This is a genomic window from Frankia sp. R82 (assembly GCF_023716925.1).
Classification (GTDB): Bacteria; Actinomycetota; Actinomycetes; order Frankiales; family Frankiaceae; genus Frankia.
This window is the reverse complement of record NZ_JAMQQG010000064.1, coordinates 1-14,245: the sequence shown is the minus strand read 5'-3', so window position 1 is coordinate 14,245 and position 14,245 is coordinate 1. Positions and strand designations below refer to the sequence as shown.

Here is a 14,245-nt window from a genome sequence, read left to right as displayed (position 1 = left end):
CCGGACGGCCGGCGGCTCCCGGCGTGCCGGCCGCCGGCCGCCGGCCACCCGTCGGCACGCCGCCGCCCACGTTCCCTGTGCGGGCCGCGGTGGCCCACCCACGTCGCAGCAGCGAGGATGCGGCGCCGGCGCACGCCTCCGGGCGACCGCAGGCACGAGTATCCGCTGTGGCGTCCGGTCCGGATCACCAGCGCAGCGTCCTCGGTGACGACGGGATCGGCTTGGACGTCCTGCTCGCCGCTCGCCGTGACCTGGACGCACGGGCCGAGGACCTGCGCCGCCAGGCGGATCGCCTGCGCCGGGCCACCCGCCGCGTCCTCGCTCAGGACACCGCGACCTGACCCCGGGCCGCGGTCGGATCCGGCGGTTACCTGATCCGGCCGGCGGGCGGCTCGGTCAGTGCCGGGCTCTTCGATAGCTGGGGAGCAGGGTCTGGACGAGGGCGTCCGTCTCGGCCTCGGCCCGCCCGCCGCGGCGTGTCCCGGCGGTGCCGATCGTCCGGTACATCTCGGTAACCACCGCTTCCAACGTCCGCCGGTCACCGCGGGCGGCTACTGTCTGCAGCAGGTCGCGCCACAGCACCTGCGCGGTCGGCACCGCCCGCAGTCCCGTCCGGCAGGCGGCCATCGCCGTCATCGTGTCGCCGAAGTCGAGGGTGAGCCCGGCCAGGCGATGCGCGACGTCGATGACTCCCTCCCGGGTACCGCGCGCGATCGGACCGGCCGTGGCCCACCGGTACCGCTCGTCGGGGAGATTCGTCCACAGCGGGCCGCTGACCATGCGCAGCGCCGTGGTCAGGTCGGCCTCGGTGTCGCTGCCGGGCATGGCGGCCCGGTGGGTGTAGGCGACGAACAGTTCCCAGTCGCAGCGCACATCCGGACTCAGCCGCCAGCGTCCCTGCGGATCCGCGCTCAGCCGAGGCTGGCCGGTCGGATCGACACCCAGCCACCGTCCGGCGCGGGCCAGCGCGCCCGGCACGCCTGTACCGACGCCGGGCGCAGTAGTGCCGGTAACGGTGATCTCCTCAGCCAGGGTGCGTTCGTCGGCGCCTTCGCGATGTAGCGCGAGGTACACGACGAGTTCGGTGAGCAGATCCGTGTCCGTCACCGGCGGCCGGCCGGGTGCCTCCACGGTGGGCAGACCAAGTACCCGTACCTGGGCCTCACCCGTGGCCGCTGGCTCCTCGGCCGCGGACGCGACGGTGGGCGCGACCGAGGGGGCGGGTGTGGGTACAGCGGCGGTCCTGGTCGCGGGCCTGGCAGCGGTCGCGGGTCTGGTACCGGGCGCTGGCAGGGGCGCGGGGGTAGGCATGATCGCGGGTGCGGCGGTCTGGGCGCTGGTGGGCGACTCACCGGGCGGGAGGATCGGCGGGCGCGGTGGCGCGGTGACCCGTGGTGGCACCGGGGCCTGCTCCGGTGCCACCACGGGTGCGCGATCGCTGTCCCGGCTGGCCCGCATTCTGGGTGTTTCGTAGTAGAGCACCGGCGGCACCCGCGGGATGTCCGTCGGCCGGATCAACGGGTCCGGTGGATGCAACAGCTCGGCAGGTTGTTCGTCGGCCGGTGCCGGTGCCGGTGCCGGTGCCGGTCGGGGCGGGGGAGCGGGAGGCTGGCGCTGACCGTCGGCCGGAGGCCGGGTCTCGTCGGCGTCGAACGCGCCCGGCGTCACGCCCGGCGGATTCACAGCAGCACCGGGGGAAACCGCCGTCGCTTCGGGCGGAACCGGGACGCCGGCGAGGGGAGCCGAGGGAGGGGGCGCAGCCGGAACGGATGCGGTGCCGGGGGACAGCGCCGGCATCCACGGCAGGACACCGGGTCCCGCGCCCTGCGCCGGCGGCCGGGTGATCTCGTCGAGTCGAGTCGGCATCGGCACGGGCACCGGTGCCGGCACGGATGTCGGTTCCAGTGCTGCCGGCCCGGTCTCCGGGTGACGGTCCGCGGTCGCGGACTCGCCAGTGGCCCGGAACAGCCCGGCGACCGCGGTGTACTCTGCCGGCCACAGGGCCTGGGCCCACACGTCCACGCCGAGGACGCCCAGAGACATCCGGCGGTTTGCCTCCACCGTGAACCGCCACTGCGCGATCGGCGAGTCGCCGATGGTGAGCACACCGATGGCATGCCGACGGCCCCGAGACATTCGGGCCAGCCGCGCGGCGCCGGCCGGGTCCGCCGGTTCGGCGAGGATCAGCAGATCGGGTGCGAGCGCATCCGGATTGCCAAGAATGCGCTGCCCTGCCTCGAGCGGGAAGTCCGCATCGCCGAGCTGTGCGACGGGCTCCTGTTCGTCGGGTCCGGACAGCTCGTCCAACGCGTTCGTCACGCTGGCCGCCGTCCACAGTCGGTCGGGCGCGATGGACAGCAGTTCGTCGAGGGCGACCTCCGGTGGGAAGCCGATGAGACAGACCCGTAGATCATCGGACCAGACGTTCGTCGCGAGCTCAAGGGCGACCGTGATCGCCACCTGGGTCGCCACCGACCGGTTACCGAGCAGGCTGATGACTCCGGGTGCACCCTCGAGGTCCACCAGGATGCGCGAACCGGAGTCGTCGTGGCCGAGGGTCACCAGCGCCGGATAGGGCGCGGGCACGTCGGCGGTGTCCATCCCCGCGCCTGCAGCGGCGGGCTGTTCCGGGCTACCGAACAGCCCGGCGGACCGGTCGATCCACCATGATCCGGGCACCTCGCCGGCAAACCAGGGCGGTGGCGGCGGATCCGGGTCGGCCGGCGCCATGTGCAGGATCAGCATCCGGTCGGTGAGGATGGCGGCGTAGACCGGGGGCAGCAGGCGCCGTTGGGCGGTGAGCCCGATCGCAAGAGCTCGCAACGACTGGTCGACGAAGTGCGCGGCGTCGGGGTCGGCGGCCAGCACCAGGGCCTCCTGGGCCGGGCCCGATGTCGGGGCGCCGGCACCGATCGCGGCCCGACGCCGCGTCAGCGCCGCGAGAACCCCGGCGGCCAGCAGGCCGGCTGTGGCCACGCCGACGAACTCCTGCGCCGGAACCAGCGGGGCGACAGCCGGTGGCTGGCTGCTCCGATCGCCGTGATCTTCACTGGCAGGCAGCTCGCCGACCGGGTTGCGACCAGGCTCGTCCCGGATCTCCTCCCGGATCTCCTCCCGGATCCCGTGACGGGGCTGGTCTGCCGTGGACCGGGCGTGGCCGTCCGCCTCGTCGTGGCCGTCCGCCTCGGCGGCGTCGTAGTCCTCGTCGTCGTAGTCCTCGTCGTCATCCGGGCTATGGCTGTGGGCGATGTCGGCGGGCCAGCCGGCGGTGACCTGCGACATGCGGAGCACCCGCAGGCCATCGCCCTGGGCGTCCGCAGGCAGCAGCAGAATCCAGCCGGCATAGATGAGGGACGGCTTGGACAGCGTGCGGCCGTCCGGCTGCGTGCGGCCCTCGTTGAGATCGAAGATCTCCCGGTAGCGCAGGCCGTCGCCGAGAAAGCGCTGGGCGATGCCCCACAACGTGTCGTGATGACGGCCCCCGGCCGGACGTACCTCGTAGAGTTTCACCACCCGCTCGCCCGGCACGAGCCCCTGGTGGTCGTCCATGACCGGGCTGGTCAGCTCCGGTCGGTCGGGCGCCTGGCCCGCCTCGTCGCTGGCGGTGGCGGACGCGCTCAGGCCGCGGGGATCGGCTGGGTCGGCGGCCGGTGGAGCGGCCGGCCACGGCCAGGTCGCGCCGGCCTGGCCGGACTCGTCGATCTCGGCGGCCTCGGCAACGGAGTCGCTGCCGGCGGGGGCGTTCCAGCCCCTGTCCCAGCCACCGTCGCGGTCACTGCCGTCGACGGTCGCTGCACTGGTGGTGGTGCTGTTGTCGTCAAGGCCGCGCCCGGAATCGACCTCGAGCCCGGAATCGACCTCGAGCCCGGTGCCGACGCCGGTGCCGGTGCCGGCGCCGGGCGCCCACGGCGCACCGTCCGAGGCGGGCAGCAGGTTGTGACGGTCGGGGGGAACCTCGGTAGCGACTACGGGCGCTGACGGTGCATGCCACGGAAGCTGCCCCGCCGACGGCAGCTGGCCGGGGGCGGCTGGTTCGGCCAGGGTGGCTGGCTGAGCCGCCCCGAGGGCGGCTGGCAGGCCGGTCATCCGGGGAACGTCCGTCGCCGGCGGGTGCTGGGCAGCGCGCGGACGAGCACCGGTGGCCTGGCTGTAGGTCACCGGGACCACCAGGGCCGTCGTGCCGGACAGCAGCAGGGCGGTGGCCACCAGCCGGCGGGCGACGGCCTGCGAGATGCCACCCCACGGAATCCGGGGAGCGAGTGCACTGCCGCGCGCCTCGGCACGCCACTCCGCGAACAGACAGGCGAGAAAGTGCGCCCAGGCCGCCCACACCAGCAGGGCGAAGATCGCCCGCACGACCGGCCCGGCGCCACCGCCCTGCTGGATCGGTGGACCGAGCAGCAGAGTGAGCAGCAACGGGATGCCCACCACCGCGAAGACGATCGCCGCGATTGCGACCGCCGCCTGCAGTCGTTCCCGGGCCTGCTGCTGCGGGTCAACGACCGGCCGAGTCTGCCGGGACGGCACGCCATGAGCCGCATGGGGACGATCGTGGGCCGGTCCGCCTGCCGTGGATCGGTCTGCTCCCGCAGGCGTAACCGACGTGCCCGGGACCTGCCCCGGTGGCCAGGAGCGGTTCTCTGGCCCCCCGGGTTGCCCGGGGGCGTCCGGTGGCGGCGCACCCGGCGGCGGAGCCGACGGAAACGAGGTGGTCGACATGGATCGCCCCCGATCAGGTACAGGGCCGGGCGGACGCGCGTACTGGGTGGAGGTCGCCGGCCATCCGTGGGGCACGTCGCGTGGCGCTCATGCTAGGGCGGTCGGACGGGCATCCGGCGCGAAATGCGCGATCTCGGGCCGTCCTGTGCTGATCGACCGGAATCGCCCGCCGGACGGACACGGAAGGCTCCGAGCGCACGCTGGCCTCCTCGCAGGTTGCGTCTCCGCCACCGGTCGGTGCCGGTCCATGCCAGGCGGACAAACCCGCTGTGACCGTACCAGCGCGGTCGCGCTGCGGGGACAGTGGGGTGACGGATCTGGAGGTATGGGCGCACGATCGGCATCTGCTCTCCCTGCCGATGTTCACCGGCCGGGAGCCATGTCGCTCTGGGTAACCACCTCTCGTCAATCCGGCAGGAGTCGGCGGGTCGTGTTCAGTGGGCGAAGCACTCCGGCGCGAGCTGCTTGTCTCGTTGATCCGGTACGGCAGGCACGGCTGCTTCTCGTGCCGGCGTTCGCGGCAGGGCTTACCTAGGTCGGTCGCGGTCCGTGGGTGAAGCTCGCCGGAGCGCGGTGACTGTGGTGGCACGTCGTGGTGTCGGTGCGGGACAGGCCTGGCTTCCGACCCGGTGTGCTCGCGGACTGGTGGCACATTTCCGTCCCATCTGTTAAGTTAGGTAAACCTAAATTAGCGGCTCATCTGCAGGTCGAGACGGAGGCTTCGGATGGCGCAGCAGCAGCGACGCGGCGGCACATGCACGGTCGAGACGGCGATGGCCCTGCTTGCAGGCGCGCCTTATGCCAGCCTGGCGGGGTGGGACGGCCGTGTTGCGCACGGCCTGCGTTTCACCACCGAGCTGGTGCCGGCCGCGTCGGGTACACCCAGTGATTCCGTGGCCGCCCCCTGGCTGAGCTCGGGTGTTTCGCCGGCTCATCCCGTCGCTGGCTCGAGCGCATCGTTGGAGCGGGAGGTCGGGCTGGCGCCTCCCGTCGGGGTCCGGGTGGTCCTGCTCGCCCCGCGCACCTTCGTGGCTGGTCTCGCCCGCCGGGAGCTCGTGGCGCGGCTGAACCTGTGTGGGTGGGCTCCGGGCAGCCGGCGCTGGGTCTCGGTCGCCTTCGGCGGCTGGGCGTCGCAGTTGTCCGATACCGACCGTCACGTGGCGGCCGTCCATTTCGCGCAGCGGCACCCCACGGATGATCTGCTGGATCTGGACGCCGGTTGGGCGTTGTTGCAGATGGATGTCGGCGAGGTGGTGGTACGCACCAACCGGGAATGCCTGCAGCTGGGCCGGATCGGGGCGATCGGGCTGCTGCTGCCCGCCCTGCACGGCTGACCGGGCCGGCGGGGCACCGACCGACCGGGCAGGGCGGGCGCCGGCTCACCCGGCGTTCTGGATCTCGTTCTGGATCTCGGCGAGTCGAGCGCGCAACTGGTCGAGTTGGGAGTGCAGATCCGTCAGCGTGCGTTCGTAGCCTGGCCAGATGTTCGTCCGGAAATCCGTTGCCGCGCGGCCATCCCAGCTTTCGGGGTCGGTGAGGCTCCGCGCGATCGAGCGTAGCTCGTCGAAATGGCTCAGCAGGGGGCCGTTGACTATCGAGGCGAGATCAGAGACAGCGGCTACCGCCTCCGGTGTGCTACGGACGGTGACGTCGATCGAGGTCATGGCTGTTGGTCGGTCCTCTCTGTGGGTGCGCGAGCGTGGGTTCGCGGCGGACGTGATCCGGACGATCAGCTTCCGGCCTCGACGGTCCTCCGGTTGATTTCGGTGATGCCCTGAGTCAGCTCGGTGAGGTTCGCGTGTAGATCGGTCAGCGCGCGCTGCACCTCCGGCCAGATCTGGCCGCGAAAAATCTGCGCCTTTGGTCCCTCCCAGTTCCGCGGATCGGCCAGAGTCGTGCCGTGAGCGATCAGGTCCGTGGCCGTGCGCTGCAGCTCGGGCAGCGTCTGGCTCATCCGGGAGGCGGCCTGCATGGCTGCCGGGGTGGTGACGGTCCGCATGCGGTTTCCCTTCAGGCTGGGGGCTGGTGCCCACTGGTGAGATACGGGTCGCCCGGGTAGGCGATCTGTACAGGCGTGCACCGGCCGTGCAGAACGAACAGGCCACGGCCAGGTGGGCTGGGGCCGAACCGGGCATGGGACAGCCGGACACCGAGCAGGTCACCGTCGGTGGCCCGCCGCGGTGCCAGCAGCAGCCCATGCCCGTCCCGGCGGAGATCGACGGTGAACCCTCGGTACTGGACCAGCAGGTCCTCGGTCAGGCCGGCCAGCACGACCGGGCCGGTGGCGCCCCGGGTGTGCCGCCAGTGCTCGGTCAGAGCACTGGCTATCGGCTCCGTCACCAGCTCGGCGTCGTCCACCAGCACCGCCATGGCATGGCCGTCGGGGCGCGCGGCCCACGGCGGCGCGGTGGCAGAGCCCGGCCAGACTGGATCATGCAGCTCGACGTCGGCGATGACCGTCACCCCTCGTTGGCCCTGCAGGGCGCGCAGCGGGGACGGCCGAGGCGTCACCACCACCAGCGGCATGCCGCTGGCCAGCAGGCCCAGTGCGAAGGCCAGCAGGACCGAGCTGCGCCCGGACCGCGGTGGGCCGCCGATGACGAAGGCCGGATTCCCGATAAGATCAATCTCCACGACGTCGAGATCGTCCCCGCCGACCCCGAGCGGTATCCGTAGGCCCGCACCGGCCCCGCCGCCGACCTGGACCGGCCGGGCTTGAGCGGCCTGACTCTGATTTGCCGCCGCGGTCAGCTGGGCCGTGGTGATGCGTTCCGGCAGCGGCTCGACGCGCAGGGGCCATACATCGCCGGGGTTGCTGCTGCGGGCGCGGCGGGCGACCGCGCGCAACGCGGCGCTCTGGGCACGCCCGGTCGGATCTGGATCAAGTAGTCCCACCTGAACCTCGACCGGTTCGGGATAGCGACCGCCGACCACGAACCCGCGCCCCGGTGGCTGCTGGTCTGGTAGGTCGGCCGCCGGGATGCCGGCGAGGGCACCATCCGCGGGATCCGCCATCCGTAGGACGAGGCGTTCGGGCACGAGGGCGGCGAACCGGCCGGTGAGCCCCCTGCGGTCCGCGGACAGGACCACCGAGATCCCGGCCGCCGGGCCTTCGCGTAGCAGCCGCAGCAGCAGGTCGACGGTGTCGCCGCCCTCGACGTCCTCGAAGTCGGCCAGGAAGCCCTCGAGCCCGTCGACCAGCACGACCAGATAGGGCGCCCGGCTGGCAGCGTCGGTCAGGCGGCGTGCCTCGCGCAGGTCCGAGGCGCCGTTGGCGGCGAACCGGCGCCGCCGCTGCGCGGCCAGGTCCGTCAGTCGACGCAGCAGGCGACTTACCCGGTCAACGTCGCCGCGATCGACCAGGGCACCGGTGTGCGGAAGATCTGCCAGGCCGCTCAGTGCACCACCACCGAAGTCGAGGCCGTACAGGTGGACGTCGTGTGGGGACAGGGCGTCGCCGATCGAGCCCGCGATGGTGCGCAGCGCCGTCGAACGGCCGGACCGGGGCGCGCCCACGACCAGCAGATGGCCGGCCTCGTCGACAGCCATCGTGAACGGCAGCTGACATTGGCGGGTGCAGTGGTCAGCCAGGCCGACAGGCACCGTCGGGAGGGCCTCGGCAGTGCCGAGGCGCACGCTTCGGCGTGCCGAGGACAGCGGGAGCGCGAACCGCTCCGGCAGGGGCGGCAGCCAGGGACTCCGCGGCGCCGGCAGCCGAAGCCCATCGGCAGCCGCGCGCACCGCCCGGACCAGGACGGACAGATCGGTAGGTTCATCTGCTGTCGGGCCTGCCGGGCGACCAGGGCTGGGGCCGACAGCGTCACCGCTGGGACCCTGGATCGGGAGAAGACCGGGGTAGGCGCCACCTCGGCCGCGCCAGGGCCACGGCAGTTCGATTACCTCGGGTGCGGGCAGCTCCCCTTCCCGTGCGGTGTCGGCGGAACCGGACCGGGCGGCGAGGCCGCCCACCCAGGCAGTCTGCACGAGACTCACCCGGCCGGGACCGGTACGCAGCACCGCCCGTCCGGGCGTGGACCGGCCGATCAGGGCCGCATCGGGTCGGCCCACCACATCGTCGCTCTCGTGCGCATCCGTGACCCGCAGGGCGATCCGCAGATTGGTGTTGGCCCGGATTTCCGGCGACACGACCCCGCTCGGACGCTGGGTGGCCAGCAGCAGATGCAGGCCCAGCGACCGGCCGCGCTGGGCGAGGTTGACCAGTCCGGCTACGAAATCGGGCAGCTCACGGGCCAGTGTCGCGAACTCGTCGACGACCAGGACCAGCCGAGGTGGAACGATTCCCGCGGCCAGCCGGCCGGGCTGGCGGGCCAGCGCGTCGAGGTCCTTGGCCGAACACGCGGCGAGCAGCGTCTCGCGGCGGCGTAGCTCGGCCGACAACGAGGTCAGCGCCCGTCGCACCAGATGCGGGTCGAGATCGGTCACCAGGCCCACGGTGTGTGGGAGGGCGGCGCAGCCAGCGAACGCACTGCCCCCCTTGTAGTCGACAAGTACGAACACCAGTTCGTCGGGGCGGTAGGTCACCGCGTGCGCGATGATGATCGTCTGCAGCAGTTCGGACTTGCCGGCCCCCGTGGTGCCGGCGATCAGGCCATGTGGGCCGTCGTCGGGAAGACTCAGCCGGAAGGTCTCGCCGCCCGCGACGCCGATGGGGACGGAACCGACGGGCCCGGGACGACCGGGCCTACCCGGGCTGGACCGCCTCCAGCGGCTCAGGATCGCCGCCGCCGACACCTGGGCGAGACCGTCCAGGTCGACCAGATGCACGCTGGCCGGTAGACCGCCGTCGTCTGCGTCGGTGTCGTGCAGAGGCGCGAGGGCTCGGGCAGTCGACTCACACCAGCGCAGCGTGCCGGCAAGTCCCGCCGGGCCGGCCTGCCATCCAGCGCCCGTGGACGGCCCACCGATCGGCCCGACCAGGTCGGGCAGTACGTCGGCGGTTGTCGGGCCCTGGTCACGACGCACGATAAGCTGCCGCTCGGTTGTTTCGACAATGGCTCGGCATTCCGCGGGGAGATCGCGATCATCCTGCTCGAGGCACAGGAGAACGACACCCGCCGCCGGCCCCACGCGCAGCAGTTCGCGCAGCCCGGGCACGGCGCGCAGCGCCCGGGCGCCGTCGAGCACGACCAGGACCTCTGGCCCTGGGCGATCCTGGTCCACTGGCAGCTCGCCGCGCCCTTCGAGCAGGGAACGCAGCTCGCGCACACATCCGGTGCAGTCCTCCGGACCCACCGCGAACCGCAGCGCCGCCTCGCCCGCACCTGCCCGGCGGCAGTGCGGCAACCAGCGGATCCAGGACCAGGCCGGGGCGACGTCCGCCGTCGAGGTCAGGATCCAGATGGCCAGGTCCGCCGGGCTGTGCAAGACAGCTGCCTGGACGACGAGCCAACAGGCGAGCGCCCGAACCGCCGGATCCGCCCCGGCCAGCCCGGCGACTCCCAGCGTGGCCAGCTCGAGCAGAGCCGGGAGCTCGGCGCGCAGGCGCACCGGGCGCTCCCCGGCAGTGGCGGCAACGATCTCCACCGTGCTCGGCTGCGTGGCGATTCCCAGCCGAAGATGCAGATAGTCCGGGTCGTCGCGGCGCCGCTGCCACAACCGCTCATCTCGGCGCCAGGCGGCGATGAACAACTCCGCCGGGCCGGGGTGATCGACGTGCCGCTGGTGCTGCTCGGCGCGCAACGCCGCTCGCGCCGCGCGATGGACCTCGGCCCGGCTCCTCCGATGAGCCTGTTCGTTGCGCCGGTAGGCGCGGCGATCCCGGCGGCGGGAACTGACCACAGAGGCGATCATGCTGACCGGCCCGAGCGCGGCGAACATCAGCAGGGTGGGGGAGTTCAGCACCAGTGCCACCGCGGCGGCTGCGAGCATCGGCAGCACGGTGGCGACAACAGGGATCGGCGCCGGTCGTGGCTGCGACGGCGGGACGGGCAGCCGAAAGCTGCGGGCCTCCTGCGACGGGCGGATCCGCGGTGCCCGGTGGATGCTCGTCGCCCCGGTCGTGTCGTACCGCGGCGCGGATGGTTGGGGGACGGGTTGGACCAGCTGCACAAGGCAGCAGGACGCCCGGATAGTGGCGATGATGTGGACGGGCCCCGCGGCGGGCTGCGGGTAGGTGACCCGGGCCTGGCCCTGCGCACGCACCCGGCAGCGGCCGTCGGCCGCGACCCGCACGACGGCCAGCAACCGCGCCCCCGGCTCGTTCAGCGTGACGCGGCCGACCGGGGTGATGCCGACGCGGTGCTCGCCGGCCGCCAGCGAATGGATGAGACCGGCGCCGACGCCGGCGTTGACCACGAGATCGACCAGGCCGGTTCCCGCTGCCCGCCGGGGCGGGGCTGCATCCAGGATGACCACGGCACCGTCACGCACCGCAGACGCGCCCAGCGGCAGCGTCGGATCGAGCGACCAAGGATGGCCGGCAAGGGTCAGGCTGGCAGGGGCGGGTCGGCGCGTCGGCGCCAGCGGGGGCTGCCGGAGCGTGGCGGTGAGCGCACGGGCCAGCTCGCGCAGCGGAGTTCGGGCATCGGCACGCAGCAGAACATCGACAGGCCGCCCATCACGGGAATCAACGGCGGTGAAGGCGATCTGCATGCGTCGGAGATTACGACCGGAAAGCGGCCGTGGCCAGCGCCCGCGACGCTGCGTAGGTGAACTTGGTGAAGTGGTCGAAGAAATACGGTGGAGTTCGGCCAGACATTCGTGTCACCCGGTGTAATGGGTTTCACGGTCGGGTGCCTGCACCACCGAACCCAGGCTCTGAGCGGCCCATGACATCCGCCGACACGTCCCGGCACAGCAGCTATCCGCACAGCCGCGATCTCGCAGCACGCCCGCCCGCACCGGTGTGGCCGTCGAGCCGGACCTTCCGGGACGCGACTCCTGACCAGAAGCTCGCCTATCTGCGTCGCCTGCGCGATGACCCGAGTCTGCCGCTCTTCGACGAGCCGCCGATCCCGGGGCTTCCCCGGGGCAGGGGCTATCGGGCGCTCACCCGCCACGCCGATGTCGTCGAGGTGTCCCGCCGCCCGGGAGACTTTTGCTCCGGCCAGGGCACGCTGTGGATCAACGACTTCGGGCCCGAGCTCAACGAGTTCTTCGGCTCCCTGATCAATCTCGACGACCCCCGCCACGGCCAGCTGCGCAGGCTCGTCGTAGCCGCGTTCACCCCCCGCACCGTGCGGCGCCTGTATGACAACCTCGGCGCCCTCGCCGCGGAAACGGTTGCCTCCGCCGCGCGCCGGTCGACGCTGGACCTGGTTGCGGACCTCGCGACGCCGTTCCCGCTCGCCGTCATCGGCGACCTTCTCGGAATTCCGAAGAGCTGCCGGGCCGATATGCTGGCCGCCTCCAACATCATCATGTCCGGCGGCGATCCCGAGTTCGTCCACAACCAGCAGGACCCGGTCAGCGCCTTCCTCCAGGCCGGCAATGACCTGGGGGCGCTCGCGACCGAACTCGCCGAGGAGCGTCGGCGCAGACCCGCCGACGACCTCCTCACCGAACTGGTTCAGGCCGAGGTCGACGGCACCCGGCTCAGCACCCGGGAAATTGCGTCTTTCTTCATCCTCCTGGCGATCGCCGGCCAGGAGACCACCCGCAACGCGATCAGCCTCGGCCTCTGGGCACTGCACAACAACCCGGCGGCACACCAGGCTTGGACCGCGGACTTCGACCGGCTGGCCCCCACCGCCGTAGAGGAGATTCTCCGCTACGGCACGCCGATCGCCACAATGCGCCGCACGGTGACCCGCGACACCACGCTCAACGAGCATCACCTGACCGTCGGCGACAAGGTCCTCCTCTTCTACGCCGCTGCCAACCGCGACGAAAGAATCTTCCCCGAGCCAGACCGCTTCGATATAACCCGCACACTAAATCAGCATCTTTCCTTCGGCGGGCCGGGGCCCCATTTCTGCCTGGGCTCCCACCTGGCCCGCGCCGAGCTCACCGCCATCTTCCGGGAAATCTTCCACTCCTGTCGAGAATCGAGATCGCCAACGAACCCGACTTCCTTCGATCGATCTTCGTCAACGGCGTCAAACGACTCGGTGCTCGGGCATGAAAACAGCGCGAACCGATGGTGGGACAGTCGAGCTCGGGCCACGCCGCCGGACGGACTGGGTCGATCGTTACTTCCGAACCCACCAAACGATCAGCACTGGTCGCTTGATATCTATAGGAGCATCAACGCACTCGCAGAGTCCGTGAACGGACTGTACAAGACGGAACTCATCCACCGCAAGGGACCGTGGCGCACGGCGGACGACGTCGAGCTCGCGACCTTCGAGTGGGTCGACTGGTACAACAACCGTCGGATCCACAGCGGCTGCGGAAACATGCCGCCAGCCGACTTCGAAACGCTCTTTTACATCCAAGACGAAGCTGATATAGTCGCCGAAGCGTAAGTATCCCGGTCTCCACCGGACCCGGAACGGTTCAAATTGACTTCAACAACCAGACGTATGCTGACAACTACGAGCAGAACGGTTACCAGACGCACGTCGAGCCCTGGGATTACAAGTTTCATGGCAACCTCGGAAACCCCTTCCAGGTGTACGGCGGAGGGACTCATCAGATGACGAGCGGTAGCTCCGAGGTCTCCTTTCTATGGTATTGGAATTCTGCCGCTAATCCCGCGCAGGGTGGCTACGCCTACAACAACTGCCTTTACGATAAAAATGTCAACTAGTCCCGATTTCGCGCTTGCTCCGCTGCTCGAGGCCTTCATACCGGTGGATCGTGACCTCACCACCGCAGGCGTCGTCGTTGCCTTGGAACACGCCCCGACACCACCGGTGTCGCCGACGGTATACGGCGGGATGCTATATGCTCGAATTCGGCTGATCGGGCAGGCGGTGGGGAATCTTGGCATCGACATCGCCCATTCACCGAGCCAACAAACCCTCAATCTGGCCGATCAGACGCAGGACTACGTCCTCGAGACGCCATGGCGTGAGGGCAGGGCAGCCGTGTGGCCGGTCTGTGTCGAAGGGCATGGCCATCCCATGAAGGCTCTGTTGGAGTCCGATTGGCGGGCGCCGTTCTGGTGCTGTCCCCGCGATGCCTCGATACGGCTCCTTATCGGTACTCATCCGGGGCGTCCACCACGCGGCACGGACCTCGCGCCCTGACGGACATCTCCACGAATAAGCGAATCGGCAGGTATGCTGGTAGCGCGATACCAGCATACCTGGTCGTTTGTGGACAACGGTCAGATCGTCGAGCAGCTGCAATTTCTGCTGTCGAGAATATTTATATGTGAACCCGATGGCCGACCTGTTCGACGTGACCGTTCTCGCTGGAGGTATCCCGGAGATATACCGCCAGCAGCGGGGTCGGCCACCTTTCTTCCCACGATAAACGCGGGAATTCATCGCAATCATTTTAATTTCGAATGGTCGCCAGATTCTTCCACTCGAGTGCCACTGCAGAGCTGGAATGGTCAGGGTCTGGCTACGGGGGTTCTGGATCCAGGGACAGGCTGGTCTGGCCGAGAAAGCCGGTG

General features: G+C 70.6%; 6 protein-coding genes and 3 pseudogenes. 5 read left to right on the top strand and 4 right to left on the bottom strand.

Features of this window, described 5'->3' with window-relative positions:
• Positions 1 to 341: pseudogene (locus tag ND747_RS13550) on the top strand (hypothetical protein); the annotation flags it as partial.
• 55 nt (positions 342 to 396) lie between these two features.
• Here ND747_RS13550 and ND747_RS13545 read toward each other — a convergent pair.
• The gene (locus tag ND747_RS13545) at positions 397 to 4,527 is read right to left on the bottom strand and encodes a LysM peptidoglycan-binding domain-containing protein (RefSeq protein ID WP_251733885.1); all 4,131 of its coding nucleotides are present in this window, start codon (positions 4,525 to 4,527) and stop codon (positions 397 to 399) included.
• 917 nt (positions 4,528 to 5,444) lie between these two features.
• Between ND747_RS13545 and ND747_RS13540 the strand changes: the two genes are divergently transcribed.
• Positions 5,445 to 6,053, top strand: a complete 609-nt coding sequence (locus ND747_RS13540) for a hypothetical protein (RefSeq protein ID WP_251733884.1) — start codon at positions 5,445 to 5,447, stop codon at positions 6,051 to 6,053.
• 45 nt (positions 6,054 to 6,098) lie between these two features.
• On the opposite strand, the gene ND747_RS13535 is transcribed toward ND747_RS13540, so the two are convergent.
• From ND747_RS13535 to ND747_RS13525, 3 genes are all read right to left on the bottom strand, one after another.
• Entirely contained in the window at positions 6,099 to 6,383 is a 285-nt protein-coding gene (locus ND747_RS13535) for a hypothetical protein (RefSeq protein ID WP_251733883.1), read from the bottom strand.
• A 65-nt stretch (positions 6,384 to 6,448) separates the two neighbouring features.
• Complete coding sequence (locus ND747_RS13530) at positions 6,449 to 6,718, bottom strand: pyrophosphorylase (RefSeq protein WP_251733881.1); 270 nt, start codon at positions 6,716 to 6,718, stop codon at positions 6,449 to 6,451.
• A gap of 11 nt (positions 6,719 to 6,729) precedes the next feature.
• Positions 6,730 to 11,331 (bottom strand): FtsK/SpoIIIE domain-containing protein, encoded by a 4,602-nt coding sequence (locus ND747_RS13525; protein ID WP_251733880.1) that lies wholly within the window; start codon positions 11,329 to 11,331, stop codon positions 6,730 to 6,732.
• 176 nt (positions 11,332 to 11,507) lie between these two features.
• Between ND747_RS13525 and ND747_RS29785 the strand changes: the two are divergent.
• The 3 genes and pseudogenes from ND747_RS29785 to ND747_RS13510 form a co-directional block, all read left to right on the top strand.
• A pseudogene (locus ND747_RS29785) lies at positions 11,508 to 12,671 on the top strand (cytochrome P450); the annotation flags it as partial.
• Positions 12,672 to 12,926: 255 nt separating this feature from the next.
• Positions 12,927 to 13,145 (top strand): annotated as a pseudogene (locus tag ND747_RS13515) (integrase core domain-containing protein); the annotation flags it as partial.
• A gap of 273 nt (positions 13,146 to 13,418) precedes the next feature.
• Positions 13,419 to 13,871, top strand: coding sequence for a hypothetical protein (locus tag ND747_RS13510; RefSeq protein WP_251733878.1), 453 nt, complete (start codon positions 13,419 to 13,421; stop codon positions 13,869 to 13,871).
• Positions 13,872 to 14,245 lie beyond the last annotated feature (374 nt).